Annotated in this window: 27 protein-coding genes; 8 read left to right on the plus strand and 19 right to left on the minus strand. The window is 71.6% G+C overall.

Features of this window, described 5'->3' with window-relative positions:
• The first annotated feature begins 6 nt into the window (after nucleotides 1–6).
• Nucleotides 7–807, plus strand: a complete 801-nt coding sequence (locus OHA21_RS50395; RefSeq protein ID WP_328467942.1) for a cyclase family protein — start codon at nucleotides 7–9, stop codon at nucleotides 805–807.
• Here the strand turns inward: OHA21_RS50395 and OHA21_RS50400 are convergent.
• Nucleotides 780–1,481, minus strand: coding sequence for a class I SAM-dependent methyltransferase (locus OHA21_RS50400; protein ID WP_328467944.1), 702 nt, complete (start codon nucleotides 1,479–1,481; stop codon nucleotides 780–782). The genes OHA21_RS50395 and OHA21_RS50400 overlap by 28 nt on opposite strands.
• Nucleotides 1,482–1,500: 19 nt before the next feature.
• Nucleotides 1,501–2,145, minus strand: a complete 645-nt coding sequence (locus tag OHA21_RS50405; RefSeq protein WP_328467946.1) for an alpha/beta hydrolase — start codon at nucleotides 2,143–2,145, stop codon at nucleotides 1,501–1,503.
• An 84-nt stretch (nucleotides 2,146–2,229) separates the two neighbouring features.
• On the opposite strand from OHA21_RS50405, the gene OHA21_RS50410 reads away from it, so the two are divergent.
• On the plus strand, nucleotides 2,230–2,556 hold the full coding sequence (locus OHA21_RS50410; RefSeq protein ID WP_328467948.1) for a winged helix-turn-helix transcriptional regulator: 327 nt from the start codon (nucleotides 2,230–2,232) through the stop codon (nucleotides 2,554–2,556).
• Here OHA21_RS50410 and OHA21_RS50415 read toward each other — a convergent pair.
• Complete coding sequence (locus OHA21_RS50415; RefSeq protein ID WP_328467950.1) at nucleotides 2,533–3,516, minus strand: helix-turn-helix transcriptional regulator; 984 nt, start codon at nucleotides 3,514–3,516, stop codon at nucleotides 2,533–2,535. The genes OHA21_RS50410 and OHA21_RS50415 overlap by 24 nt on opposite strands.
• A 56-nt stretch (nucleotides 3,517–3,572) precedes the next feature.
• Here OHA21_RS50415 and OHA21_RS50420 point away from each other — a divergent pair, with 56 nt between their 5' ends.
• Nucleotides 3,573–4,226 carry an alpha/beta fold hydrolase gene (locus OHA21_RS50420; RefSeq protein ID WP_328467952.1) on the plus strand — a complete coding sequence of 218 codons (654 nt, stop codon included), beginning with the start codon at nucleotides 3,573–3,575 and terminating at the stop codon, nucleotides 4,224–4,226.
• Here OHA21_RS50420 and OHA21_RS50425 read toward each other — a convergent pair.
• Nucleotides 4,159–5,133, minus strand: coding sequence for an EamA family transporter (locus OHA21_RS50425; RefSeq protein ID WP_328467954.1), 975 nt, complete (start codon nucleotides 5,131–5,133; stop codon nucleotides 4,159–4,161). The two genes, OHA21_RS50420 and OHA21_RS50425, sit on opposite strands and share 68 nt — an antisense overlap.
• A gap of 69 nt (nucleotides 5,134–5,202) precedes the next feature.
• Between OHA21_RS50425 and OHA21_RS50430 the strand changes: the two genes are divergently transcribed.
• Nucleotides 5,203–5,754, plus strand: coding sequence for a CGNR zinc finger domain-containing protein (locus OHA21_RS50430; protein ID WP_328467956.1), 552 nt, complete (start codon nucleotides 5,203–5,205; stop codon nucleotides 5,752–5,754).
• Here the strand turns inward: OHA21_RS50430 and OHA21_RS50435 are convergent.
• From OHA21_RS50435 to OHA21_RS50445, 3 genes are all read right to left on the minus strand, one after another.
• Nucleotides 5,751–6,695, minus strand: a complete 945-nt coding sequence (locus OHA21_RS50435; protein ID WP_328467958.1) for a GlxA family transcriptional regulator — start codon at nucleotides 6,693–6,695, stop codon at nucleotides 5,751–5,753. The two genes, OHA21_RS50430 and OHA21_RS50435, sit on opposite strands and share 4 nt — an antisense overlap.
• Nucleotides 6,696–6,758: 63 nt before the next feature.
• Nucleotides 6,759–7,121 (minus strand): VOC family protein, encoded by a 363-nt coding sequence (locus tag OHA21_RS50440; RefSeq protein WP_328467960.1) that lies wholly within the window; start codon nucleotides 7,119–7,121, stop codon nucleotides 6,759–6,761.
• Nucleotides 7,122–7,235: 114 nt separating this feature from the next.
• A complete protein-coding gene (locus tag OHA21_RS50445; RefSeq protein WP_328467962.1) occupies nucleotides 7,236–7,976 on the minus strand; it encodes a pectate lyase in 741 nt (246 codons plus the stop codon).
• Nucleotides 7,977–8,131: 155 nt separating this feature from the next.
• On the opposite strand from OHA21_RS50445, the gene OHA21_RS50450 reads away from it, so the two are divergent.
• A complete protein-coding gene (locus OHA21_RS50450) occupies nucleotides 8,132–8,620 on the plus strand; it encodes a hypothetical protein (RefSeq protein WP_328467964.1) in 489 nt (162 codons plus the stop codon).
• Here OHA21_RS50450 and OHA21_RS50455 read toward each other — a convergent pair.
• The 5 genes from OHA21_RS50455 to OHA21_RS50475 are packed head-to-tail and all read right to left on the minus strand — an operon-like array spanning nucleotide 8,617 to nucleotide 13,214.
• Nucleotides 8,617–9,342: an SDR family NAD(P)-dependent oxidoreductase gene (locus OHA21_RS50455; RefSeq protein WP_328467966.1), complete on the minus strand. Its 726-nt coding sequence runs from the start codon at nucleotides 9,340–9,342 to the stop codon at nucleotides 8,617–8,619. The two genes, OHA21_RS50450 and OHA21_RS50455, sit on opposite strands and share 4 nt — an antisense overlap.
• Nucleotides 9,333–10,604, minus strand: coding sequence for an enolase C-terminal domain-like protein (locus tag OHA21_RS50460; RefSeq protein WP_328467968.1), 1,272 nt, complete (start codon nucleotides 10,602–10,604; stop codon nucleotides 9,333–9,335). The genes OHA21_RS50455 and OHA21_RS50460 overlap by 10 nt, the downstream gene beginning before the upstream one ends.
• Nucleotides 10,601–11,425, minus strand: a complete 825-nt coding sequence (locus OHA21_RS50465; RefSeq protein ID WP_328467970.1) for a fumarylacetoacetate hydrolase family protein — start codon at nucleotides 11,423–11,425, stop codon at nucleotides 10,601–10,603. Before OHA21_RS50465 ends, OHA21_RS50460 begins: the two co-directional genes overlap by 4 nt.
• Complete coding sequence (locus OHA21_RS50470) at nucleotides 11,422–12,246, minus strand: amidohydrolase family protein (RefSeq protein WP_328467972.1); 825 nt, start codon at nucleotides 12,244–12,246, stop codon at nucleotides 11,422–11,424. The genes OHA21_RS50465 and OHA21_RS50470 overlap by 4 nt, the downstream gene beginning before the upstream one ends.
• Nucleotides 12,243–13,214 (minus strand): aldo/keto reductase, encoded by a 972-nt coding sequence (locus tag OHA21_RS50475; RefSeq protein ID WP_328467974.1) that lies wholly within the window; start codon nucleotides 13,212–13,214, stop codon nucleotides 12,243–12,245. Before OHA21_RS50475 ends, OHA21_RS50470 begins: the two co-directional genes overlap by 4 nt.
• An 87-nt stretch (nucleotides 13,215–13,301) precedes the next feature.
• Here OHA21_RS50475 and OHA21_RS50480 point away from each other — a divergent pair, with 87 nt between their 5' ends.
• The gene (locus OHA21_RS50480) at nucleotides 13,302–13,949 is read left to right on the plus strand and encodes a GntR family transcriptional regulator (protein ID WP_328467976.1); all 648 of its coding nucleotides are present in this window, start codon (nucleotides 13,302–13,304) and stop codon (nucleotides 13,947–13,949) included.
• Nucleotides 13,950–14,103: 154 nt separating this feature from the next.
• Here OHA21_RS50480 and OHA21_RS50485 read toward each other — a convergent pair whose 3' ends face one another.
• Nucleotides 14,104–15,090 carry a hypothetical protein gene (locus OHA21_RS50485; protein ID WP_328467978.1) on the minus strand — a complete coding sequence of 329 codons (987 nt, stop codon included), beginning with the start codon at nucleotides 15,088–15,090 and terminating at the stop codon, nucleotides 14,104–14,106.
• A 58-nt stretch (nucleotides 15,091–15,148) separates the two neighbouring features.
• Here OHA21_RS50485 and OHA21_RS50490 point away from each other — a divergent pair, with 58 nt between their 5' ends.
• Nucleotides 15,149–16,120 (plus strand): hypothetical protein, encoded by a 972-nt coding sequence (locus OHA21_RS50490; protein WP_328467980.1) that lies wholly within the window; start codon nucleotides 15,149–15,151, stop codon nucleotides 16,118–16,120.
• 754 nt (nucleotides 16,121–16,874) lie between these two features.
• On the opposite strand, the gene OHA21_RS50495 is transcribed toward OHA21_RS50490, so the two are convergent.
• From OHA21_RS50495 to OHA21_RS50505, 3 genes are all read right to left on the minus strand, one after another.
• Nucleotides 16,875–17,453, minus strand: coding sequence for a pentapeptide repeat-containing protein (locus OHA21_RS50495; RefSeq protein WP_328467982.1), 579 nt, complete (start codon nucleotides 17,451–17,453; stop codon nucleotides 16,875–16,877).
• A gap of 353 nt (nucleotides 17,454–17,806) precedes the next feature.
• Nucleotides 17,807–18,382, minus strand: a complete 576-nt coding sequence (locus OHA21_RS50500) for a hypothetical protein (protein WP_328467984.1) — start codon at nucleotides 18,380–18,382, stop codon at nucleotides 17,807–17,809.
• Between the two features lie 126 nt (nucleotides 18,383–18,508).
• Nucleotides 18,509–19,291: an SDR family NAD(P)-dependent oxidoreductase gene (locus OHA21_RS50505; protein WP_328467986.1), complete on the minus strand. Its 783-nt coding sequence runs from the start codon at nucleotides 19,289–19,291 to the stop codon at nucleotides 18,509–18,511.
• A gap of 64 nt (nucleotides 19,292–19,355) precedes the next feature.
• On the opposite strand from OHA21_RS50505, the gene OHA21_RS50510 reads away from it, so the two are divergent.
• The gene (locus OHA21_RS50510) at nucleotides 19,356–19,934 is read left to right on the plus strand and encodes a TetR family transcriptional regulator (protein WP_328467988.1); all 579 of its coding nucleotides are present in this window, start codon (nucleotides 19,356–19,358) and stop codon (nucleotides 19,932–19,934) included.
• Nucleotides 19,935–20,025: 91 nt separating this feature from the next.
• On the opposite strand, the gene OHA21_RS50515 is transcribed toward OHA21_RS50510, so the two are convergent.
• The 3 genes from OHA21_RS50515 to OHA21_RS50525 form a co-directional block, all read right to left on the minus strand.
• Nucleotides 20,026–20,982 (minus strand): TIGR03885 family FMN-dependent LLM class oxidoreductase, encoded by a 957-nt coding sequence (locus OHA21_RS50515; RefSeq protein ID WP_328467990.1) that lies wholly within the window; start codon nucleotides 20,980–20,982, stop codon nucleotides 20,026–20,028.
• A 10-nt stretch (nucleotides 20,983–20,992) separates the two neighbouring features.
• Nucleotides 20,993–22,144, minus strand: a complete 1,152-nt coding sequence (locus OHA21_RS50520) for a monooxygenase (protein WP_328467992.1) — start codon at nucleotides 22,142–22,144, stop codon at nucleotides 20,993–20,995.
• 90 nt (nucleotides 22,145–22,234) lie between these two features.
• Nucleotides 22,235–24,367, minus strand: a complete 2,133-nt coding sequence (locus OHA21_RS50525) for an MMPL family transporter (protein ID WP_328467994.1) — start codon at nucleotides 24,365–24,367, stop codon at nucleotides 22,235–22,237.
• Nucleotides 24,368–24,407: the final 40 nt, after the last annotated feature.

Below are 24,407 nucleotides of genomic sequence, written 5' to 3' on the forward strand. Positions count from 1 at the left end.
AACAGTATGTGTACCGACTCGGGCACCCATGGTCTGAGCCGCCGCGCAGCGCTCTTCGGCGGGGCGGCCGTCGTCGCCTCGGCCGCGGTCGCCGCGCCGGCGCCGGCACAGGCGAGCGGCCGGCCCGGGCTGCGTGACCTCACCTATCCGCTGACCACCAGTTTCCCGGCGTTCGCGCCGGGCGAGGAGGCGAGCCGCCGCACCGTCGTCACGATCGAGGACGACGGCTACTTCATGCAGGAGTGGCGGATCATCGAGCACATCGGTACGCACGTCGACGCCCCCGCCCACTTCACCGTGGGTGGCCGCGTCTCGACCGAGCTCCAGCCGTCCGAGCTGATCGTCCCGGCCGTGGTCGTCGACATCGCCGACCGCGCCGCCCGGGACCCGGACACCGTGGTGACCGTGGACGACCTGCGCCGGTTCGAGCGCCGGCACGGTCGCATCCCGGACGGAGCGGCGGTGCTCATGTACTCCGGGTGGGGCGCCAAGGTGGGTGACGCGGAGGCGTACCGGGGAACTGACTCGGCCGGCGGCCTGCACTTCCCCGGCTTCGGCACCGACGCCTGCGAGTGGCTGCTGCGGCACCGCCGGATCCGCAGCCTGGGCGTCGACACACTGAGCATCGACCCGGGCAACTCGGCCACGTTCGACACGCACCTGGTCCTCACCGGCGCCGACCGTTACGGCCTGGAGAACCTCGCCAACCTCGACCGTATCCCGCGCTCCGGCGCCACCATCTTCGTCGGCCTGATCCCGTACGAGGGCGGCTCCGGCGGTCAGGCCCGGGTGCTCGCCACCTGGTGATCCGCCAGCCGCCGGACGACCAGGTAGCCCTGCGGCTGCGGGGCGGCGGCCTTCCCGGGCACGTAGTCGAGGTTCGGCTCCGGGGGGCGGCCACCCCAGAACACCGTCGCGAACCCGGCCTCGGTGAGCCGGCGTTCCATCTCGTCCGGCGGCATCCAGTAGATGTCGAACTCGATGCCGAGTCCGGTGGCCTGGCCGGCGCGGCGCAGCGTACCGTCGCCGGCTTTGAACGCGGCCGCCAGATAGCCGCCCGGCCGGACCACCCGCGCGAGTTCGCGGAAGGCGGCCGGGCGGTCGGACGGCGCCAGGTACATCAGCGAGTACCAGCCGATCACGCCGGCGAGTGAGGCGTCGGCGAAGGGCAGTTGCCGCAGGTCCGCGACCTCGAAGGGGAAGTCCGGGTAGTCGCGCCGGGCCACCCGGATCATCTCCGGGGAGAGATCGACACCGCGCGGCGCGAGCCCGCGAGCGGCCAGGTAGGGCGCCAGCCGGCCGGTGCCACAGCCGACATCCGCGACGGTACGCCCGACGTCCGCCGCCACGGTCAGCTCACAGAACAGGTCGAGCACCGCCCGGTCGACGGGCATCTGCGGCATCACATCGGCGAGCCGCTCGGCGTAGAACTCCGCCAGCACATCGTGCGCGGCCCGCAGCTCCTCGGTCTTCGCATCCACCGGAGGAACCATAGTGGCCCTACCGCAGATGGTGGTGGAGGAAGCGGGCGGTGGCGTCGGCCGCCTGGGAGACGTACGGCTCCCGGTCGTACAGATCGATGTGCTGGGCGGCGTCGAGCCAGAGCAGTTCCTTCGGGCCGGGCGCCTGGTCGTAGGCGGCTTCGGCCAGCTCCGGGGAGCAGTAGTCGTCGGTGCGGCCGTGCACGATCAGCAGCGGGGTGCGGCCGAGCAGGGGTGCCGAGCCGAGGGCGTCGAGGGTCATCAGGGAGTGCAGGGATCCGTACGTCACCGCGCTGATCCGAGGGTCGGTGGCCGCGGCGCGTACCGCGTAGCCGCCGCCCAGGCAGACCCCGACCACCGCGACCCGGCCGGGGTCCACGGCCGGGTGTGCGGCCAGGTGACTGACCGCCGCCCGCAGGTCGGCGAGTTTGCCCTGGCTGTCCTCGTGGGCCCGGCGCCCGCCGCTCTCGCCGAAACCGCGGTGGTCGAAGGCCAGTGTGGTCAGTCCGCGTTCGTGCAGCCGGGCCGCATAGGTGCCGGCGACCTGCTCCTTCACCCCGGTGAACGGCCCGGTCAGCACGACGGCCGGCGCCCGGTCCGCGGCCACCGCGAGGGTCCCGGCCAGGGTGATGCCGTCGGCGGTGAACGTGACGTGCTCGGACATCCGTGGGTTCCTTTCGACGTCTATCGTTGGCCTGAACCTAGGCCGCGCGGTCGGCCGCCGGATAGAAGGCACTTTGAGGTGCGTATGGCGCTCGTCGTTCCGGATGTGCTCGAGGAGAGCTGCGCGACGCGGCAGGCGTTGGAACGGCTCGCGTCGAAGTGGCGGGTGCTGCTGATCTACGCGCTGCTGGCCGGGCCGCAGCGGCACGCCGAGCTGCGCCGGCGGGTCGCCGGCATCTCGCCGAAGATGCTGACCGAGACGTTGCGCGAGATGGAGGCCGACGGCCTGGTGGAGCGGCGGGTCCTCAAGGAACGGCCGCCGCAGCACGTGGAGTATGCGCTGACCGCCCTCGGCAAGACCCTGGAAGCCCCGCTGGCCGCCATCTGCTCATGGGCGACCGAGCACGGGTAGTCCGGCGGCCAGCGCGGTCAGCCGGCCGGCCAGGGCGACCACCTCGTCACGCAGCTCGCCGGGACGTTCGACGGTGAAGTCCCAGCCCAGACCGGCGAGCATCTGCGCCATCCCGTCGAGGCGTTCGGCGCGGGCGGTCAGGCGCACCCCGTCGACCGTCGCCGTGAGGGTGGCCACCGTCGGTGGGATGCGCCGGCGGGCCTGCTCCAGGCCGGTGTGCAGCACGACGGACACCTTGTGCCGCCAGGCGCCGGTGGCCAGCCCGGCAGCGACGTGGGCGGCCGGGTCGAAGCCGGCCGGGACTTCGAAGGTGCCGTCGAGTGGGACGGCCGCGCTGATCCGGTCGAGGCGGAAGGTACGGACCGCGTCGCGCTGCTGGTCGTGCCCGGTGACGAACCACTTGCCGCCGTGGAAGACCAGCCCGTACGGATCCAGCCGCCGCTCGGCCGGGTCAGCGCCGGGCCGGGTGTAGGTGAAGGCGACCGGCCGCCGCTCGTCGGCCGCCCCGGCCAGCACCAGCAGCGTGCCGGTCGCCAGGTCCGGAGTGGCCGGCGCCGCGCGGTCCGCGGCGAACTCCAGGGTGGACAGCAGGGCGTCGGTCCGGGTGCGAAGAGCCTTCGGCAGCACCCGCTGGATCTTGGCGAGGGCGGTCTCGCCGGCGGTCGCGGTCGGGACCAGTCCGCTGCGGCGGCCGGCGACCAGGCCGAGCAGGACGGCGACCGCCTCGTCGTCGGTGAGCATCAGCGGGGGCAGCCGGTAGCCGGGGGCGAGGGTGTAGCCGCCGTACCGCCCGCGCCGGCCCTCGACGGGGATGCCGAGGTCGCAGAGGTGCGCCGCATAGCGCCGGACGGTCCGCTCGTCGACGCCGAGGCGCTCGGCGAGACGGCCGACGGTGGCGCCCGCGGGGGTGGCCTGGAGCAGCTCGAGCAGTCCGAGTACCCGGGCGAGCGACTGTGGCATGGGCCACACTTTATATCGGGCGGAAGCTGCCCGGTATTCGGCCTACCGTCTTTCTCATGACGACATACGTGCTGGTACCGGGGTTCTGGCTGGGTGGTTGGGCGTGGGACGAGGTGGCCGCGCCGCTGCGGGACGCGGGTCACGACGTGCACCAGATCTCGCCGGTTCTCGACCGGGGTACGACCGTCGAGGACCACGTCGACGCGCTCGTCGCCGTGCTCAACGAGCTGAACGACGTGGTCCTCGTCGGCCACAGCTACGGCGGGATGGTGATCACCGCGGCGGCGGACCGGGTGCCGGAGCGGGTGGCCCGGCTGATCTGGGTGGACTCCGGTCCGCTGCCGAGCGGTCTGTCCCAGGCCGACTTCGACGGGTCCGACCCGGTGGCGGTGGACGGGATGCTGCCGGTGCCGGCCGAGGCGCCGCCGATCGCCACGGGTTTCGACTGGGCGGTGGTCCGCGAGCGCGGCCGGCCCCAGCCGATCGACACGGCCACCGGCCCGGTGCACCACAGTGGGGCCTGGCGGGCGGTGCCGCGTACCGCGATCCTGTGCTCCTTCACCGAGGAGCAGCTACGCGGGATGGCCGCGACGGTGCCGGTCTTCGCGCTGATGGTCGAGGGTGACTGGACCTATCAGGAGCTCAGGACGGGACACTGGCCGATGTTCTCGGAGCCGCGGGCTCTGGCGTCCCTTCTGCTGAAGGCGTGACCGGGACCGGCTCGCCGGGGATGGCGGCGATGCCGGCCAGGATCAGCGCGCCGCCGACCATCTGCAGCGGGGTGAGCTGCTCGCCCACCACGATCCAGGCGAAGATCGAGGCGAAGACCACCTCGAGCAGGCCGACGAACGAGGCGAGCCGGGAGCCGAGCCGGCTGGAACCGAAGATGCCGGTGGCGTACGCGATAGCGGTGGCGAAGACGGCGACCACGGTCAGCGACACCCACCACGGGGCGGTCGAGCCCAGCAGCTGCACGTCGTCGAAGGCGACCGTGAACGGCACCAGCCCGACCGCCCCGGCCAGTCCGAGGGAGGCGGCGCCGAGCAGCAGACCGGTGCCGGCCAGCGCGACCGGCGGCAGCCCGTCGGCCGGCCGGGCGGCGACCACGAAGTAGACCGCGCAGCCGATCGCCGCCGCGAACGCCAGCATGATGCCGACCGGGTCGACCGCCTGCAGCGCGCCGGGGCCGATCACCAGGACCAGGCCGCCGATCGCGAGCGCCGAACCGAGGAACACGGCGGGCCGCGGCAGCCGCCGGGTGGTGGCCCACGCCCAGACCACCAGCAGGAGGGGCGCCAGGTATTCCACCAGCAGGGCGGTCGACACCGGGATGCGGTGGATGGCGGCGAAGTAGGTGAGCTGGGTGAACGCGACGGCGATGACGCCCATGCCGGCCACCCGCCAGCGGGCCCGCCACAGCGCGTCCCACCGGCCCCGCAGGGAGAACAGCACGAACGGCAGCAGCAGCATCCCGCCGAGCAGCGCGCGGGCGGTGACCGCGGCGGCCGGCGACCAGCCCGACTCGAGCAGAGGCTTGATGAACGCGCCGGATGTGGCGAAGGTGGCCGCCGACGTCACCGCGGCGACAAGTCCGACGGATTGCGGCTTGAACTTCACGGCATTCCCCTGTCATGGGCTAAATTAGCGTCACCCCTGACGCTAGGCTGGGATTCGTGAGGAGTCAAATTGCTTTTTGCCCCTGACACGGAGGAGGCGCTGGAGTTCGTCGTCGCGCTCGTCAACACCGAGGCCGGCGCGTCCCGATCCGGCGACGACGAGCTGGTCACCGTCGACCAGCTCGACGCGCTGCTGACCCGGTACGGCTACTCCGGCCGGATCGACCACGACGAGGCCGAACTGGCCGCGGTCCGGGAGGCGCGCGGGCAGCTGCGCGAGGTGTGGACGCTGGACCGGGACGGCGCGGTCGAGGCGGTCAACCGGATGCTGCGGGAGGCCCGCGCGCTGCCGTACCTCACCCGGCACGACGGTTCGGACTGGCACCTGCACGCCACCGAGCCGGACAAACCGCTCGCCGAACGGATCCGGGTCGAGGCCGCCCTCGCCCTCATCGACGCCATCCGGATGAACGAGACACACCGGCAGCGGGTCTGCGCGGCCGACGACTGCAGCGGGGTCTTCCTCGACCTCTCCCGCAACGGATCCAAGCGGTTCTGCAGCGTACGCTGCGGAAACCGGATGAACATGATCGCTTTCCGGGCGCGCCAGAGCCAGGACTAGGCGCGGCGGAACGCGGCCCGGTACGAGTGCGGGCTGGTGCCGACGACACGCTTGAACCTGTCCCGGAACGCGGTCGGCGACCCGAACCCGACCCGGCCGGCGATCTGCTCCACCGGCTGATCGGTGGCCTCGAGCAGGTGCTGGGCCCGCCGGATCCGGGCACGCAACAGCCACTGCAACGGGGTCGTGCCGGTCTGTTCGCGGAAGCGGCGGTTCAGCGTACGGATGCTCATGCCGGCCCGGCCCGCCAGATCGGCCAGGGTGAGATCGACCTCGGTGTTCTCCTGCATCCAGCGCAGCAGCGGCTCCAGGCCGGACCCGCGCGGCGTGGGCGGCTGCTCCGGCACGATGAACTGGGCCTGCCCGCCCTCCCGCTCCAGCGGCATCACCGACAGCCGGGCGGCGTCCGCGGCGACCGCCGAGCCGTGATCACGCCGGATCATGTGCAGGCACAGATCGAGCCCCGCGGCCGCACCCGCCGAGGTCAGGAACTGGCCGTTGTCCACGTAGAGCACATTCGGATCGACGTCGATCCTCGGGAAACGCTCGGCGAGCATCGGCGCGGCCAGCCAGTGCGTGGTCGCGCGCAGCCCGTCCAGCAGCCCGGTCGCGGCCAGCACGAACGCGCCGGCACAGATGGAGGCCAGCCGGGCGCCGCCGGCGGCGGCTTTACCCAGAAGATCAAGAACCTCTCGGGGTACGGGTGAAGCGCCATCCGCACAGCCCGGCAGAATGATCGTGTCCGCCGCGAGCAGAGTGTCCAGGCCCCACGGTGCCTGCAAGCGGAACACCCCGGCGTCGACAGTCGGGGTGGGAGCGCAGATCCGCACCTCGTAAGGGCTGCTGCCGTCGGCCAGCCGCACCCGGCTGAACACCTCGACCGGCGTGGCCAGGTCGAACGGGATCACCTTGTCGAGCGCGAGGACGGCGACGATGTGCACCGGGCCACCCTAGCCGCCGGGTTGGCCAGAATCCGTTGCCGGAGGTCAATCCAGCCAGTGCCGTTATCCGGCCGGCTCCCAGTAGACCTCCACCCGGTGCCCGTCCGGGTCGAGGCACTTGAACGAACACAGCTCCGGCTCGTCGTCCCACTCGACGACGGGCACCTGATCGTCCGCCACACGCTCCTTGAGCGCCCGGACGTCGTCGCGCCGATCAAGCCGGAACCCGAAGTGCAGGAACTCGGGCACCGCGCCGACCGCCGCGCACGGGTGCAGCGCCAGATCGAACCGCTGCCGATTGCGGATGATCACGGTGCCGTCGTCATACCGCTGAGCGGTGGCCGGATCGAACCCGAAATAGGTCTCGTAGAACCGCCGGGAGCGCGCCAGGTCGGTGACCGGAAGCCCCAGGTGCGCAAGCTGCATGCCGCCTCCAAAGTGGTCCGCTCCCGACGATAAACCCGCCGCCGGCCATCTCGGCCGGCTCTGAGTGCTGTTCCGGCGGGCGGGAAACAGCCCTCAGAGCCGGCTGGGTTCGATCTACGGGCCGGTGATGCCGGTGGCGATGCAGGCGGTGCCGTCCGGGCCTTCGCCGATCTTCGTGGGTTCGTCGCCGGTGTCGTTGCCCTCGAAGAGGTCGCACAGGCCGATCTCGTCGCCGACCAGCGTGACGCCGTCGATGGTCAGGCGGTCGCCGAGGTTGACGTTGATACCGGCCAGCGTGTCGCCGGGCGCGGTCGCCGTGATGTTGCGCATGGTGACTGTGCGGGCGGCCTGGGTGGAGCAGTTGCCGCAGGAACGGTAGAGCTTGCCGAAGTCGGAGACCTCGAAATCGCTGATCGTCACCGAGCCGCCGGCGCCCCGGTTGTCCTGGAACACCTTGTCGTCGGCGCCCGCCGCGCTGCCGCCCTCGATGAGGACGGTGGCGTTCGTGCCGCGGAAGGTGGCGGCGTCCTCGCCGACGTCCTCCCAGTGCACCCCGCTGAGCGTGCAACTGCCGGCGCAGTGCACGCCGTCGGCGGCCGGGCTGCCCAGGATCACGTTGCGCAGCGTCGCGCCCGCGGCCAGCCGGAACAGCGGGTCCTGCCCCTCGTCCTGGCCGCCGTCACCGAGCGCGCCACCGCCGGTGAAGCGCTGGTTCTCCCCGTCGAAGACCCCGCTGACCTCGATGGTCTCGGTGACGACCTGCTCACCGGTGGCGGGCGGCACGTCGGCTGCGGCGAAGTTGGTGGAGACGACGGCCGCACCCACCCCGACCGCCAGGACCGCTGCCGCGATCATGGCTCTGGTTTGCTGGATTCCGCTCATACCGTGCCTTTCCCTAGCAGGGCGCCGCAAGGCGATGTCTGGGGAGTAGCACGTAATCAGGGAGAAAGCGGTTTCCTGATGATCCGGAACTTAAGGAAGATTTGAAGACCGCGGGTACGATCCCGCCGGTGAAGATCCCGCTGACGATCCTGGCGGTCGCCGCCCTCGGCGCCACCGCGTTCTGGTACCTCCAGGATGACGGCGAGCCGCCCCTGGACTCGGCGCTCTCGGCGGAGCTGGCCACCCGCGCGGTCCCGCTCGTCGAGGACGAGATCTCCGACGGCGCCGACCGGATGGCCTGTGCCGTGCAGCCCGTCGGCACCGAGCCGGCGTCCACGCGGAGGGCCGCCGACGTGCGGGTCGTCTACGGCTGGGCCAGTTGTGAAGCCCGTCAGGGTGTCCGTTCGGGAACCCTGGTGCCGGTCGCGGTGCATCTGGCCCCGGCCACCCGGGTCGAGTACCCCGCGGACTGGGACTGGTCCACCGGCGACCGGCTCGACCGGATCTTCCCGGAGCGGCTGCACGACGAGTTGCTCGGCGGCGAACGGTCCGATGAGACGAACGCGGCGCTGGAGTCGGCGCTCCAGGCCCGGCTCAGGGATCTCGCCGGGCGCTAACGCGGAAGCCGCAGGCCGGACAGTCCGCCGTCGATCGCCAGGGACATGCCGGTTGTCGCGCCGGACGCCGGCCCGGCCAGGTACAGCACCGCGGCGGCGACCTCGTCCGCGGTCACCAGCCGCCCGGTCGGCTGCCGCGCCGCCAGCCGGGCTTTTTCACCTTCCGGATCATCGGTACGCGCAAGCAGCCGCCCCACCCACGGAGTGTCCACGGTCCCCGGCGCCACACAGCACACCCGCACCCCGTCGCCGACCAGGTCCGCCGCCATCGCGAGGGTGAGCGCGTGCACCGCGCCCTTCGACGCCGAGTAGAGCGCCCGCTGCACCAGCCCCGCGTTCGCCACGATCGACGACAGGTTGACGATCACCGCGTGGTCGCTGCGCCGCAGGTAGGGGAGTGCGGCGGCGCTGGCCCGGGCCACGCCGGTGACGTTCACGTCGAGGACCCGCGCCCACTCCTCGTCGTCGTTGCCCTCGACCGGGCCGACCGCGCCGATCCCGGCGCTGTTCACCAGGATGTCGATCCCGCCGTGGCGGTCCGCCAGTTCGGCCATCGCGGTTTCCAGGGACGCGCGGTCGCGTACATCTGCGGTGAAGTCAGCCTGTGGGGAGATGTCCAGAGTGCCCACTTTGGCGCCTGCCGCCGCGAAGCGTGCGGCGCAGGCGGCGCCGATGCCCGAGGCGCCGCCGGTGATCGCCGCGACCCGCCCGTTCAGTTCCATGCCGCTCCCTCGGGGTAGGAGTACCGGATCAGCGACTCCGGCTTGATCCGGGTGGAGAATCCGGGCGCCGACGGCGGCCGATAGGCGCCGCGTTCGACGACGACCGGGTCGGTGAAGTGCTCGTGCAGGTGGTCGACGTACTCGATGACCCGGTCGTCGAGCCGGCCGGAGACGGCGACGTAGTCGAAGTAGGAGAGGTGCTGGACCGCCTCGCACAAGCCGACCCCACCGGCGTGCGGGCAGACCGGCTTGCCGAACTTCGCGGCCAGAAGCAGGATCGCGACGTTCTCGTTGACCCCGGCCACCCGGCACGCGTCCAGTTGCACGATGTCGATCGCGCCGGCCTGCAGCAGCTGCTTGAAGACGACCCGGTTGGCGACGTGCTCGCCGGTCGCGACGCGGATGCCCTTGCCGGTGAGTGCGCGGCGGATGGCGGCGTGCCCCAGGATGTCGTCGGGACTGGTCGGTTCCTCGATCCACCACGGGTCGTACGCGGACAGGGCGGACATCCATTCGATCGCCTCGGGGACGTCCCAGCGCTGGTTGGCGTCGACGGCGATCCGGACGTCGGGGCCGACCGCGGCGCGGGCGAGCGCGAATCGGCGTACGTCATCGGCTCGGTCGGCGCCCACCTTGAGTTTGATCAAGCGGAAGCCGTCGGCGACCGCCTGGCGGGCCAGGCGGTCGATCTTCGCGTCGTCGTAGCCCAGCCAGCCGGCGGAGGTGGTGTATGCGGGATAACCGTGCTGTTTCAGGGCTTCTGTCCGACTTGTGCGCCCGGGTAGCGCTGCCGCCAGGAGATCCACCGCCTCGTCGGCGGTCAGCGCATCGCTCAGGTATCGCCAATCCACGAGATCGACAATCTCTTCGGACGACATTTCGGACATGAGTTCCCAGAGCGGCTTGCCGGCTTTCCGGGCACGCAGGTCCCAGGCGGCGTTGATCAAGGCGGCCGCGGCCAGGTGCATGACCCCCTTCTCCGGGCCCAGCCAGCGGATCTGCGAATCATGGGTGAGCCGGCGGGCGAACTCCCCGAGATCATCGACCGGGCCGTTGACGACGAATGGGGCGAGCGCGTCCAGAGCGGCCCGGACCACCTCGTTGCCCCGGCCGATGGTGAAGGTGAAACCGTGCCCCTCGGCCCCGTCCTCGGTTCGCAGCACCACATAGGCCGCCGAATAGTCCGGATCCGGGTTCATCGCGTCGGAACCGTCCAGCTCCCGCGACGTCGGGAACCTGATGTCGAACGTCTCGACCCTCACCCCTTCACCACGCACCGCTGCCGGCCCAGCCCGTCGATCTCCATCTCGACCACGTCGCCGGCCCGCAGGTACGGGAACCGGCCGGACAGCGCCACCCCCTGCGGTGTCCCGGTGTTGATCAGGTCCCCCGGCTCCAGAACCGTGAACTGCGACAGGTGCCAGACCAGGAACCCGACGTCGAAGATCATGTCGGCGGTGCTGGAGTCCTGCCGCGGCGAGCCGTCCACCCAGGAGCGCAGCCGCAGCGGGAAGGCCAGCTCGTCCGCGGTGACCAGCCACGGGCCGAGCGGGTTGAACGTCTCGCACGACTTGCCCTTGGACCACTGCCCACCGGACCGGTCGAGCTGGTAGTCCCGCTCGGAGACGTCGTTGGAGATCACGTACCCGGCGACGTGCTCCAGGGCCTCCTCCGGCGACGACAGGTAGCGGGCGGTCCGGCCGATCACCACGCCCAGCTCCACCTCCCAGTCGGTGCGGACGGAGTCCGGCGGCAGCAGGATGTCGTCCTCCGGGCCGATGACCGTGTTCGGCGCCTTGTAGAAGATGATCGGCTCCTTCGGCGGCTCGGCGCCCGACTCGGCAGCGTGCGCCGCGTAGTTCTGGCCGACGCAGAGCACCACCCCGGGCCGGGCGATCGGCGGGCCGATCCGGCTGCCGTCCACCCCGGCCGGCGGCAGGTCCGCCGGGTCGCCGCGGAACCCGCCCGCGGCCAGGAACTCGCCGTCGATGTCGCGGGTCACGCCGGACAGGTCGAGCAGGGCCCCGTCGGCGTACAGCACCGGCCGCTCGGCGCCGGGCGGGCCGACGCGCAGATACCTCATGACAGCTCCAATCGGTAGAAGCGGGCGGCCGTGCCGCCGAAGATCGGGTCCGGCCGGCCGCCGAGGATCACGGTCAGGGCGTCGATGACCTGCTCGTAATCGGCGACGAGTTCGCAGACCGGCCAGTCCGAGCCGAACATCAGGCGGTCCGGGCCGAAAAGGTCAAGAGCGGTTTCCACGTACGGGCGGAGCGCCGCCACGGTCCAGCCGGGGCCGGCCTCGGTGACCAGACCGGAGAGCTTGGCCACCACGTTCTCCTGCCGGGCCACCGGCGTGATCATCCGGCGCCAGCGCTCCAGCTCACCCGTGCCGATCGGCGGTTTGCCGAGGTGGTCGAGGACGAACCGGGCGTCCGGCAGCGCGGCCACCGCCCGTACCGTGGCGGGCAGCTGCTCGGCCCGGATCACCAGCTCGTTGACCAGCCCGGCGGCGGCCACCCGGGTCAGGCCGGCCCGCACCTCGGGCCGGTCCAGCACATCGTCCGGGCCGGCCTGGATCTGGTCGCGGATCCCGACCAGCAGATGCCCGCCCGGTCCGGCCCGGTGCTCGGCGATCACGTCGACGAGGTCGGCGCCGGCCAGCGACGCGTAACCGACCACCCCGGCGATCTCCGGCGTGGCCGCGGCCAGCGCCAGGAACTCGGTGGTCTCGGCCGGCTCGCAGCGCGCGGCCTCGACCAGCACGGTCCGGTGCACGCCGGTCTTCGCCAGGTGCGGGCGCAGATCGTCGACGGTGTAGTCGCGCCGGAGCGGGGCCAGCGCGGGATCGGCCAGCCAGAAGTAGCCGGACGTCCAGAAATGCTGGTGTGCATCGATGATCACGGCACCGGGACCTCCGGGTCGAGGAGCCAGGCGGCGACCAGGTCCCGCCAGAGCTCGCCGGGAATCTTCACGCTCGCCATCGCCGCCGCATCCGCGGCCTCCTCCGGAGACCGCGTCCCGACCAGCACGGATGCGACCGCTGGATGCCCCAGAGGAAATTGAAGAGCAGCAGCCCGCAACGGTACGCCGTGCCGCTCGCAAACCTGCGCCATCGCCTGAGCCCGGGCGATCACCACCGGTGGGGCGGGTCGATAGTCGAACGACGCCCCCGGCCGTGGGTCGGCGAGCACCCCGGAGTTGTAGACCCCGCCGACGATCACCGAGATGCCGCGCCGCTCGCACTCCGGCAGGAGGTCGGCGAGCCCGGAGTGGTCGAGCAGCGAATACCGCCCGGCGAGAAGGAAGCAGTCGAAGTGGCCGGTCCGGGCGAACTCGGTGAGCATCGCCGACTGGTTCATCCCGGCGGACACCGCGCCGATCCGGCCCTCCCGGCGCAGCTCCACCAGGGCGGGCAGGGCCGTCCCGACCGCGTCGGCGTAGTGGTCGTCCGGGTCGTGCAGGTGCAGCAGGTCCACCCGGTCCAGGCCCAGCCGGTCGAGGCTTTCCTGGTGGGAGGCGCGTACGCCGTCGGCGGAGAAGTCCCAGACCGGGGCGGCGTCGCCGGCCTCGGCCCACATCGTCTCCGGTTCGCCGTTGTTCTTCCTCAGGCGCCGGCCCACTTTGGTGGACAGCGTGTATCCGTTGCGGCCATGCAGTGCCGCGCCGGCTCGCCGCTCGGAGAGCCCGGCGCCGTAGAGCGGCGCGGTGTCGAAGAACCGGATCCCGTGCTCCCAGGCCGCGTCGACGGCCTCACGCGCGACCTGATCGCCGACCGGGGAGTAGAGCCCACCGATCGGCGCCAGCCCCATGCCGAGCCGGGTGACCGTGACGCCGGTGTCGCCCAGCGGCACTCTTTCGAACGGGTCCACGCGGGATTCCTTTCGTAGATCCTATAGGATCCACTCCACGAAACTGTTTAACGCCTGTCGATGTCTCCGTCAACCCGGAGGGTAACGATGTCGGCACCGATCCGCCGCTCGGTTCTCAGCGACGACGTGCACGAGTCGCTCAAGGCACTCATCGTCTCGCACCAGCTCGCCCCCGAGGCGAAGCTCAACATCGACGGGCTGGCCCGCTCCCTACAGGTCTCGCCGACGCCGGTCCGCGAAGCCCTGGCCCGCCTCGAATCCGAAGGCCTGGTCCGGAAACGGCCCCTCGCCGGATACACGGTCAGCCCGCTGCTGACCCGCGACGAGTTCAACGACATGTTCGACATGCGGATGGTCCTCGAAGGCGCCTCCGCCCGCTGGGCCGCCGCCCGCGCCTCCGGTGACGCCCGCGCGCTGATCCTCGGCTCCGCGGCCATCGCCGACCCGGAAGGGCCGCATTCGCACGCCTCGTTCACGGCCCGCGACGCCCTCTTCCACGACCACGTGGCAGCCGCCGCCACGAACCCGCTGCTCCGCGACGCGATCACCCGGCTTCACGCGCACCTGCACATCCACCGGCTGTACTTCCCGTTCGCCGAGACGGCCTCCACCAGCCAGGAACATCACCACATCGCCGCCGCCATCGCCGCCGCCGACCCGGCCGCCGCCGAGGCCGCGATGCACGCCCATCTGGCCGCCGCCCGGACCCGCCACCTCGCCGCCTTCGACACCTGACCCCGCGCCAGCCGTAGCCCATGCAGGTATCCGGCCGACAGTCACAGCGCCGGCCCCGCCGCGCCGGCCGTCGCGCACGCAGGTATCGGCCCGCGTTGCCTGCCCCCTCCGGCGGCCAGGCCGCCCCGACCGTCACCCGCGCCGTGGCTCGGGGTCAGCGTGGTGAAGCCGGCCGGCCTGGCGGGCTGTGCCGGGGTGGCAGGCCGGCGCGGACGCGGGCGCGCTCGAAGAGTTCGTCCTTGTCGCCGAAGTAGGTCCATGGCCAGGTGGCCTCGTCGCCGCTGCGGATCAGGTGGTGGCGGGCCCGGTCGAGGTCGCCGTTGTCGGCGTAGACGCAGGCGAAAGCCTGGTGTGCCTCCCGCGAGGCGGGATGGCCGGCGAAAGCGTCCGAGCCGGCGAGGAGGCGGTCCGAGGCCTGGTCGATCTCGGTCTTCACCGGGCGTTTGCTGAGGTAGCGGATCGCCGCCCAGACCCGGGTCGTCACGCGGTCCGCGCTGCGCAGCTCGACGTACGCCTCGACGTGAGCCAGTGGGACGAGCGCGTGCAGTGGATGGCCGGGCGGCAGGTCGCGGGTGCGTTCCCGGGCGAAGGCGAAGCATTCCGCCTCGCTGCCGTGCCACTTCTCGGTGAGGCAGACCAGGCGGAGCCGGTTCGCCTGGTAGGCCACGTCGCCACCGCGTTGCACCAGTTCCTTCCACATGTCGTGCATCTCGCCGGGGTAGGACTTGGCGGCCATCGCGCAGCTCATCAGCTGGAACCAGGGCGCGGGGTCGTCGGGCAGCAGCTCCGCGGCGCGGCGCAGCGACGAGCGGGCGCGGGTCATGTGGTGCAGCAGGCCGCGGATCTGGTCCTCGCTGGTGTTCGCAATGCGGTCAGCGCCGCGCGCGTCCCAGGCCGCCTCCTGCTGGACGGCGCCGACCAGCAGCCACAGGTCCGGGTTCCACGGGTCCTGGCCGAGCCGGGTCTCCAGCAGCGGCAGCTGCGGGACGACCCCGTCGACCAACCAGCAGATCGCGTGAATCCGGTAGGTGGCATCGCCCCGCGCGGCAGCGAGCAGGCCGAGTGCGGGAGTGGGGTCACCGTGCTGCAGCGCGATGCGGGCCTGCCGGTAGGGGTCGCCGGCCCAATACGGGTGCGTCATGTCGCCTTTCAGGTCTGGCCGGAAAGCGGCTCTTGCGCGCCTGAGCTTTCCTCAAGACATGGACGCACCGAAAGACCCTGAGGATCTCGATGCGAAAATCGCCCGCCTTGCCGCCACGATGCGCGAGCGGGAGCAGCTGATACCGCGGCGGGCCGGCATCACCGCGGCGATCACGCAGGTCAGCAGCGAGTTGGAGAGGCTGCGCCGGCAGCTGGCCGAGGAGGAGCAGGACGTCGGCCGGCTGGAGGGTTTCACGGTGGACCGGGTCCTGACCACGCTGCGCGGCGCCCACGGCCGCAGCCTGGACCGGGAACGCGCCGAAGTGCGGCAGGCCCGGGATCTGGTCGCCGGGGCGCAAGCGCGCCTCGACGATCTGCATGCGCAACTCAGGCAGGTGACGGCCAGGATGGATGCCACCGGAACGGCACCGGCGACATACGCGGCCGCGCTCACCGAACGCGAGCAGCACCTTCGAAAAACCAGCAACGGTACGGGCGACAGGCTCACAAAACTCGCCGGCGAGCGGGAGCGACTGACCGCCGAGCTGAATCACTTGCAGCGTGCGGCGGCGACCGCGGGACAGGCCGCCGAGGCGCTACGCGAGGCGAACGGACTGCTCGAGTCGGCCGACGCCTGGTCGGCCGCGGACACGTTCCTAGGCGGCGGTTCCGTAAGCAGCAGCGCCAAGCACCACCGCCTGGAGGAGGCCGCCGGCCACGTGGCCGGTGCAGAACGGCTGCTCAAGACCCTGCGAGACGAGCTGGACGCCGGCGACCTGGCCGCCGGCGACCTGGCCGCCCCGGTAGCTGCTCCGCTGGGTGTAGACGGCACAACCCGGACAATCGACATCTTCTTCGACAACATCTTCACCGACCTGGACGTACGCTCGCAGATCGACAACGGCCTGGCGCAGATCGGCCGTGCCGCCGTCCGGGTCCGCGAACTCCGCACGTCGCTCTCCGCCCGAATCGCGGACCTGCGCACCCGCCTACAACGGCTGGACGCCGAACGCGCAAAGCTACTCAGCTGACCGCCGGCTCCCCGCCTCCCCGCCGGCCCTGTTGATCTGCGCAACGTGACCGCCGGCCGCCGAAACCGAGCCGCTCCTGACGCAGCCAACGCGTCTGCCATTCCCCACACCACCGACGGCCGACGCCAGCCAGCCGTCACCGAGACAGGTAATCCCAGCCCAGATACCCGCGTGAACGGCGGCCGACGGTCCCGAGCCGCCGCTGAAACAGGTAATCCCAGCCCGGATACCCGCGTGAACGGCGGCTGGCGGTGCCGAGCCGCCGCCGAGGCAGGTAATCCCAGCCCGGATACCCGCGTGAGCGACGGCCGGTGGTCCCGAGCCGCCGCTGAGACGGGTAACCCCGGCCCGGATACCCGCGTGAACGGCGGCTGGCGGTGCCGAGCCGCCGCTGAGACAGGTAATCCCTTTCCGGATACCGGCGTGGGCGGCGGCCGGTGGTGCCGGGCCGCCGCTGAGACGGGTAATCCCTTTCCGGATACCGGCGTGGGCGGCGGCCGGTGGTGCCGGGCCGCCGCTGAGACGGGTAATCCCTTTCCGGATACCGGCGTGGGCGGCGGCCGGTGGTGCCGGGCCGCCGCTGAGACACGTAACACTTCCGGACGACCTGTCGGGCGCTAGCCGGTTGGCGTGGCTGGCGCTGAGTGCTGTTTCGAAGCCGCAGATACAGCCTTGACCGCCATCTCGTTGCCTTGGCTGGCGGTCAAGGCTGTATCCGGCTGCGCGAAGCGACACTGAGCGACAAGCGAGCGCGTCAGTCCCGGATCTGCAGGCCCAAGGCCATCGCCACGCTGATGGCCTGGTCGACGGTGATGATGGCGTTGCGCAGCTCGGCTGTGGCCGGGTCCAGAGCGGACAAGTCCGTGCCGCGCAGGTCGCAGCCGGTGAAGTCGACGGCGGTCAGGACGGCGCCGGAGAGGTCCAGGTCGCGCATGGTGCCGCCGTGGCAGCGGGCGCCGGTCAGGTCGGTCTCGCGCATCCGGACGCCGGTCAGGGTGGCGCTGCTCAGGTCGGCTCGGGCCAGCTGGGCGAAGGACCAGTCGCCGCCCTCGACGGTCATGATGTCGAAGGTGCAGCGCTCGAAGGTGCTGCCCACCATCTTGCAATTGGTGAAGGTGGCGTCGAAGAACGTGCAGTTCACAAAAGTGCAGTTCACAAAGGCGACGTCGACCTGGCGGGAGCAGTTGAACCGGGCGTCGCGGAAGGTGCAGGCGGAGAACTCGACGCCCTGCACGTCGGTCTCGCAGAGGTCGAGGTCGGGGAACGTGACCCCCTCGTGGCTGCGCAGCTCAGAGGCGCCGGCGTCCCAGTCCTGGGTGGTCACGTAGGTCATGCCGGCCAGCCTAGGCGCGACCACCGACATTTTCGGCAGCCGGGCCCGCGAAGGCCGACCGGGCCGGTCAGCGGCCGACAAACCAACGGCCGAAGGGGCGTCGGCGGCGGCCAGGCCATCGGCCGAAGGGGCGTCGGCGGCGGCCAGGCCATCGGCCGAAGGGGCGTCGGCGGCGGCCAGGCCAACGGCCGAAGGGCGTCAGCGGCGGCCAGAGCAACGGCCGAAGGGGCATCAGCGGCCGACAGACCAGTGGCCGAAGGGCGTCAGTGGTCGAGCAACCCAGTAAATGGCCGGCCGAGCACTGGCTGAGCCTGCCGGCCAGAGGCAGCCGGGCAATGCCGGCGTGAGCGGGGTCAGTGGCCGGACCACCATAGGCCGAGGGGGCCCTTTCGAGGTGCCCGGCCGGAGCCGCGGCTGCGGCCCCCGGCCACGGACAGGGCGAAGGTCAGCACCAGCCCGACCCCAGCGGTGATCCACAGTGGGGTCGCCGCAGCCGCCTCGCCGGCCGTCTTCGGTGGGACCCGCCCGTCCGGGTCGACCACGATGTCGACCTGGTCACCGAGGGTGGAGTCGGGCCCGTCCCGCTGCAGCGGCTGGGGGATCGCGTCCAGCGTGTGAAGGTGGTCCGGCGTCACGACGGTGGTGACCTGGTCGCCGCACCGGGCCAGCATCGTCGCGTGGGTGGCCAGGCCGGTCGGGATGATCAGGAGGGCGGCCAGGAAGACGCCGCCGACCTGGAGGGCGCCGTGGTACCGGACCAGCTGCTGGCCGCACCAGAAACCGGCCAGGACGACGATCCCCAGGGCGGTGGTCAGCTGGTCACCGGGCAGGCCCCAGAACGGGAGGGTGGCGGCGACGGCGGCCGCGCCGACATAGCTGCCGAAGATGGCTGCGGATCTCGTCAGGGCGGTACGCGGGCGGCGGGGCACCCGCCCATGGTGATCGATCGATGCGAGCGGCTGCGCGGTGGCGGTGAGCAGCAGCGCCTGCGCGGTGGCGGTGAGCAGCAGCGCCTGCGCGGTGGCGGTGAGCAGCAGCGCCTGCGCGTGCCGGCGTCAGCGGGTCATCATCCGGCCGAGGGCGGCGGTGGTCAGGCGGCGGCCGACGAGCCGGCCGGCGCCCATCATGAGCCGGTTGGCGCGGCCGGTGATCAGGCTGGGTGGCGGGGTGCGGCGGTCCAGCGCCTTCAGCGTGAGGGCGACGACCTGGTCGGCTTTCATCCGCCGGGTGCCGCCGTCGGCGCCCTGGCCGGCGACGTCGAAGAACTCGGTGTCGGTGGCGCCGGGGGACAGGGCCATCACCCGCAGGCCGGTGCCGCGGGACTCGAAGTGCAGCGCCTCGGTGAAGCTGAGCACGTAGGCCTTGGTGGCGGCGTAGACGGCGAGGGTCGGGCCGGGCTGGTAGCCGGCGATGCTGGCCACGTTGACCAGGATGCCTGCGCCGTGGCGGCGCAGCGGCTCGATGAACGCGCGGCTGATCTCGGTCAGGCTGGTCACGTTGAGGGTGATCTCGTCGGTGAGCCGCTGCGGGTCGGCCTGGTGGAACAGGCTGTGCGTGCCGAACCCGGCGTTGTTGATCAGGCTGGTGATCTCGATGCCGTCGACGGCCGCGGCGAGTTTGGCGCCCGCGCCGGGGACGGCCAGGTCCATCGCGATCGGGGTGACGGTGACGCCGTGGTCGGCGGTGAGCGTGGTGGCGAGCGATTCGAGCCGGTCGCCGCGGCGGGCGACGAGGACCAGGTGGGAGCCGCGCTGGGCGAGCCGGCGGGCGAACTCGGCGCCGAGCCCGGAGCTGGCGCCGGTGATCAGGGTGGTCTGGTTGCGGTAGTCGACAGCCATGCTGACACGCTATGTCTATCTGGCACTGAGTGTCAATGGGGCATGGCGTGCTAGGTTCGGGGTCATGACGCTCTGGTCCCGGACCCGCAACGCCGTCTACGGCGAGATCACCCGGACCGCGATGGAGCTCTTCCTGGCGCGCGGTTTCGACGCCACCACGATCGACGACATCGCCGCCGCGGCCGGCATCTCGCGGCGCTCGTTCTTCCGCTACTTCGGCACGAAGGAGGACGTGGTCCTCGGCGACCTGGCCGCCCGTGGCGAGTTGATCAAGGAGGCCCTCGAGGCCCGCCCGGACACCGAGGAGCCGTGGACCGCGCTGGTCAGCGCGCTGCACAGCGTCAAGGACGCTTCATCGGAGACCGACGAGGACATGCTCAAGGTCTTCACGATGGTCCATGAGACACCCTCGCTGCGCGCGCGCAGCATCGAGAAACACCTGCAATGGCAGGCACTGCTCACCCCCGAGGTCCGCCGCCGGCTGGGCGCCGATCCCGAAGACCCCTTTGAGGTACGGGCGGAAGCGCTCGTCGCCTGCGTGCTGACCTGCCTCGACGTGGCGGGTGAGGCGTGGGCCCGCAGCGCGGGGGCGGTCCCGCTGGAGGACCTGTTCGACAAGGCGGCCGCGGCCATCCACCGGTGACCACCTGCCGTTTCCCGGCGGCCGCGCTGGGGCCGGGAGCGGGCAGGTGGTCGCGCGGTAGCCGAGGTACCTTTCGTAGCCCGTACCGAAATCATCGCAATGCAGGCAGGACCTTCGCGCCGAACGTCTCCACGAACGGACCCAGATCCTGGCCCACGTGATGCAGGTAGATGCGGTCGAAGCCGAGCGCGGCGTAACCGCGCAGCAGGGCGATGTGACGCTCGAGGTCGGCGGAGACGTTGACGGTCTTCGCCACCTGCTCGACCGGCACGTTCTCGGAGATCACGTCGAACTCCTCGGCGGTGGCCAGGTCCCAGCAGACCGGCGGCCGGAAGATGTTGCTGCGCCACTGGTGGTGGGCGATCTCCTCAGCCTCGGCCTGGGTGGGCGCCCAGCTCAGGTGCACCTGGAGGCAGATCGGGCCGCGGCCGCCGGCGTCCCGGTACGCCGAGATCATCTCGCGCAGGTGCTGTTCCGGGGCGTTGACCGTGACCAGGCCGTCGGCCCATTCCGCGCACCAGCGGGCCGTCTTCGTGCTGACCGCGGCGCCGATCAGGGGCGGGGTGATCTCCGGGCGGGTCCAGAGCCGGGCCCGGTCGACGGTGACCAGCCCGTCGCGGGAGACCTCCTCGCCGTTGAGCAGGTCGCGGATGACGTCGACGGACTCGCGCAGCCGCTGGTTGCGGACCTCCTTGCGGGGCCACTTGCCGCCGGTGATGTGCTCGTTGCTGTACTCGCCGGTGCCGAGCGCGGTCCAGAACCGGCCCGGGTACATCGAGCCCAGCGTGCCGATCGCCTGCGCGATGATCGCCGGGTGGTAGCGCTGGCCGGGCGCGTTGACCACGCCGAACGACAGGTTCGTGGCCTGTAGCGCGGCACCCAGCCAGGACCAGGCGAAACCGCTCTGGCCCTGGCGGGTGCTCCACGGTGAGAAGTGGTCGGAGCACATCGCGGCGTCGAAGCCGGCGCGTTCGGCGGCGATCACCGCTTCCAGGAGCGCGCCGGGCGGGATCTGCTCGTGCGAGGCGTGAATGCCGTACTCGGTCATGGGCTGGTTGTTACCCAGCGGACATCACCATGATGCCGAGGCACATCTCGTCGCTGGTGCCCTCGCCCCACACCACGTACCGGGACGGCAGGCTCTTGAGCTGCGGCAGTTTCGCCCGCAGCGTGGCGTCGTGGGTGCAGGTCACCCGGACCACGTCGCCGCCGGTCACCTTGATCGGCTTGGCCAGCGGCACCAGCGCCTGGTTGTCGAAGTTGTAGTTCGGCTGGTCGAGGACGGTCTGCGCCCGGGCCGTGCCCGGGTTGAGCTCGACCTTGATCGAGCGGCCCAGCAGGTGCATGTGACCGGCGGCCATGTGGATCGTGCCGGCCTGCTCGATCGGCTGGTCGCAGCTCTGCGTGTTGCCCGGCTTGGGCGTGCCGCCGCTGCACCACTGGACCAGCTGGTCGACGGTCTGACCGGACTCCTCCCCGAAGCGTTTCGCCACGTCGGCGACGGCGGTCTCGCGGTCGCAGAGCGGTCCGGTGCCGCCGGGCTCGCAGGGCAGCTCGATCGGGGCCATCGCGAGCGCGGTCTCGAGCGGCTTGAGCTGCGTCTTGCCGTCGGCGAGGCGCATCTGCATGCCGGACTGGTCGCTGCCGGCGCCGCCGAGGAGGTTGTAGTGCACCTGCATGACGAGCTTGCTGCCGGGCGGCATCTCGAAGCCGTAGCCCGCCGGCATCAGCGTCTCGCCCGCGCCGGGCGCCCAGTGCGCGACCCAGGCGGTCTCACCCTGCACGCCGGAGTCGCCGAAGCAGGTCCAGCCCTCGCCGGGCGTGTCGGCGTCGACCTGGCCGGCGGCCTTCGCCTGCTCCGGGTCGAGCCGGTAGAAGATCGCGTGGTGCACGATGGCCGCGTTCTGCGGCAGGAACCTGCTGCCGGTCAGGTACGCCGGTTCGGTGAGCTGCGGGTCGACGAGGAAGCACCGGTACTCGTCGGTGCCGCCGTTGGGTGCCGCCGGCTTGTACGGCCGGCTGAGCCCGATGTCGGCGAAGCGTTCCCCGGTGCGCAGCGGCGCCGGCGGTGGCGCCGAGCCGGCGCTGTGCCCGGTGTGCGGGTCGGTGGCGGGCGCGGCGGGTGGATCAGCGGCTGGATCGGCTCCGCACCCCGCGGCCAGCAGCACGACGGCGAGCGCGCCGGCAGCACCGAGACGGCTGAATCTCATGTCGGCCTCCCCAAGGCCAGGTGACGAGAAGCGCCCATCATTCCAACGGTGCTGCCGGCGGCGGATCCGTGACAACCCGGATATAGACCCTTAAACGTCGGCCGGGACCCGCTCCCGCTCGGCGGCGGCGAGCTGCTTGGTGAGCTGTTCACCCTCGACGTCCACGTTCGGCAGCATCCGGTCCAGCCAGCGCGGCAGCCACCAGGCCGAGCGGCCGAGCAGCGACATCACGGCGGGGACGATGGTCATCCGTACGAGGAACGCGTCCACCGCGACCCCGAAGGCGAGCCCGAAGCCGAGCATCTTGATGATCGTGTCGTCGGCCAGGATGAATCCCGCGAAGACGCTCATCATGATCAGCGCGGCCGCGGTGACCACCCGGGCGCCGTGGCTCATCCCGGCGACCACGGCCTCGTCCGGCGTGGCGCCGTGCACGTATTCCTCGCGGGCCCGGGTGACCAGGAAGACCTCGTAGTCCATGGCCAGGCCGAACAGGATGCCGATCAGGAAGATCGGCATGATGCTGACCAGCGGGCCGGTGGAGTCCAGACCGATCAGGCCCGCCAGGTGGCCCTCCTGGAAGATGAAGACCAGCGCCCCGAATGCGGCCGCCACGCTGAGCAGGAATCCGGCGGTGGCCTTGAGCGGCACCACGATGCTGCGGAAGACCAGCATGAGGAGTACGAACGCGAGGCCGACGACGATCGCGAGGTACGGAATCAGCGCGCCGGACAGCTTCTCCGAGATGTCGATGTTGACGGCGGTGGTGCCGGTGACGGCGAGACCGGGGATGCCGGAGGCGCGGATCTCGTGCACCAGGTCCTTGGTCGCCTCACTGGTCGGCGCGGAGGCCGGGATGACGGTGAGCATCGCGGTGTCGCCGGCCTTGTTGACGGTCGGCGGGGTGACCATGGCGACGTCGTTCATCTTGCCGATGACCTGCTGGGCCTGTTCCGCGCCGGCGGCCGGGAGGACCACCACGAGCGGGCCGTTCGAGCCGGCGCCGAAGCCCTCGGCGAGCTGGTCGTACGCCTTGCGCTGGGTGGACTCCACCGCGGCCGTGCTGTCGTCGGGCAGCGCGAGCCGCAGTTCGGTGGCCGGCAGGGCGACGACGGCGATCAGGCCGAGCGAGATCAGCAGCGCGGCCCAGCGGTGCCGCAGCACGCCGCGGGCCCAGCGCTCGCCGAACGGGACCTTGGCGCTGCTCCGCCGGTGCCGCTTCGGCAGGACCCGGCGGCCGGCGAAGCCGAGCAGGGCGGGGACCAGGCTGAGCGTGATCACCACGGCGACGGCGACTGTGCCGGCGGCGGCGACGCCCATCGCGGTGAGGAACGGGATGCCGGTGACGCTCAGCGCGGCCAGCGCGATGATCACGGTGAGGCCGGCGAAGACGACCGCGGAACCGGCGGTGCCGACCGCCCGGCCGGCGGCCTCCTCGCCGTCCCGGCCCGCGGCCAGCTCATGGCGGTAGCGGGAGACGACGAACAGCGCGTAGTCGATGCCGACCGCCAGGCCGAGCATGGTGGCCAGCGCGGAGGTCGAGGACGACAGGTCGAAGAAGCCGGTGGCGACCTGGATGCCGAGCATCCCGATGCCGACCCCGATCAGAGCGGTCAGCAGCGGCAACCCGGCGGCGACCAGCGAACCGAAGGTGATGATCAGGACCAGCGCGGCGACCGCGATGCCGATGCCCTCGGCGAGATGGCTCTGCTCGGCGGTCTGGGTGACCTCGCCGGAGTACTCGATCGCGACACCGGCGGTCTCCGCGCTGTCGCCGGCTGCCAGCAGCGCCTCGCGGTCCGCCACGGTGATGTCCGCGGCCGGGACCGCGTAGGTGACGGTCGCGTAGGCGGTCTGCAGGTCCTGCGAGATCGTCTTGGCCTCGAACGGTTCCGCCACCGAGGCGACCTGCGGGGCCTTCGCCAGCGCGGCGACGGCCGCCTCGACCGCGGCCTTCTGCTCGGCGCCGGTGAGCTTCGCCTGCCCGGTCACGGTGAAGACGACCTTGGCGGAGGCGGCGTCGCCACCGCCACCGAACTTCTCCTCGAGCACCTCCATGGCGCGCGACGACTCCGTGCCCGGGATCGAGAAGGCGTTGCTGGTCGGGCCGGACAGCGTCGCGGCGCCGATGCCGAACAGGGCCAGCACGGTGACCCAGACCGCCAGGGTCAGCCGGCGTTGCCGGAACGAGAACCGGCCGAGCCGGTACAACAGGGTTGCCACGAGAGGTCCTCCGCTTCGGGCGTGATCGGACGCTGATCAC

The organism is Actinoplanes sp. NBC_00393 (genome assembly GCF_036053395.1).
Classification (GTDB): Bacteria; Actinomycetota; Actinomycetes; order Mycobacteriales; family Micromonosporaceae; genus Actinoplanes.

Coding starts and splice junctions, on each gene's coding strand:
- OHA21_RS50485 (WP_328467978.1), bottom strand. CDS start 15,090: ATGACGCACCCGTATTGGGCCGGCGACCCCTACCGGCAGGCCCGCATC.
- OHA21_RS50520 (WP_328467992.1), bottom strand. CDS start 22,144: ATGAGATTCAGCCGTCTCGGTGCTGCCGGCGCGCTCGCCGTCGTGCTG.
- OHA21_RS50445 (WP_328467962.1), bottom strand. CDS start 7,976: ATGATCGCGGCAGCGGTCCTGGCGGTCGGGGTGGGTGCGGCCGTCGTC.
- OHA21_RS50490 (WP_328467980.1), top strand. CDS start 15,149: ATGGACGCACCGAAAGACCCTGAGGATCTCGATGCGAAAATCGCCCGC.
- OHA21_RS50505 (WP_328467986.1), bottom strand. CDS start 19,291: ATGGCTGTCGACTACCGCAACCAGACCACCCTGATCACCGGCGCCAGC.
- OHA21_RS50420 (WP_328467952.1), top strand. CDS start 3,573: ATGACGACATACGTGCTGGTACCGGGGTTCTGGCTGGGTGGTTGGGCG.
- OHA21_RS50405 (WP_328467946.1), bottom strand. CDS start 2,145: ATGTCCGAGCACGTCACGTTCACCGCCGACGGCATCACCCTGGCCGGG.
- OHA21_RS50480 (WP_328467976.1), top strand. CDS start 13,302: ATGTCGGCACCGATCCGCCGCTCGGTTCTCAGCGACGACGTGCACGAG.
- OHA21_RS50440 (WP_328467960.1), bottom strand. CDS start 7,121: ATGCAGCTTGCGCACCTGGGGCTTCCGGTCACCGACCTGGCGCGCTCC.
- OHA21_RS50395 (WP_328467942.1), top strand. CDS start 7: ATGTGTACCGACTCGGGCACCCATGGTCTGAGCCGCCGCGCAGCGCTC.
- OHA21_RS50415 (WP_328467950.1), bottom strand. CDS start 3,516: ATGCCACAGTCGCTCGCCCGGGTACTCGGACTGCTCGAGCTGCTCCAG.
- OHA21_RS50515 (WP_328467990.1), bottom strand. CDS start 20,982: ATGACCGAGTACGGCATTCACGCCTCGCACGAGCAGATCCCGCCCGGC.
- OHA21_RS50410 (WP_328467948.1), top strand. CDS start 2,230: ATGGCGCTCGTCGTTCCGGATGTGCTCGAGGAGAGCTGCGCGACGCGG.
- OHA21_RS50465 (WP_328467970.1), bottom strand. CDS start 11,425: ATGAGGTATCTGCGCGTCGGCCCGCCCGGCGCCGAGCGGCCGGTGCTG.
- OHA21_RS50495 (WP_328467982.1), bottom strand. CDS start 17,453: ATGACCTACGTGACCACCCAGGACTGGGACGCCGGCGCCTCTGAGCTG.
- OHA21_RS50510 (WP_328467988.1), top strand. CDS start 19,356: ATGACGCTCTGGTCCCGGACCCGCAACGCCGTCTACGGCGAGATCACC.
- OHA21_RS50455 (WP_328467966.1), bottom strand. CDS start 9,342: ATGGAACTGAACGGGCGGGTCGCGGCGATCACCGGCGGCGCCTCGGGC.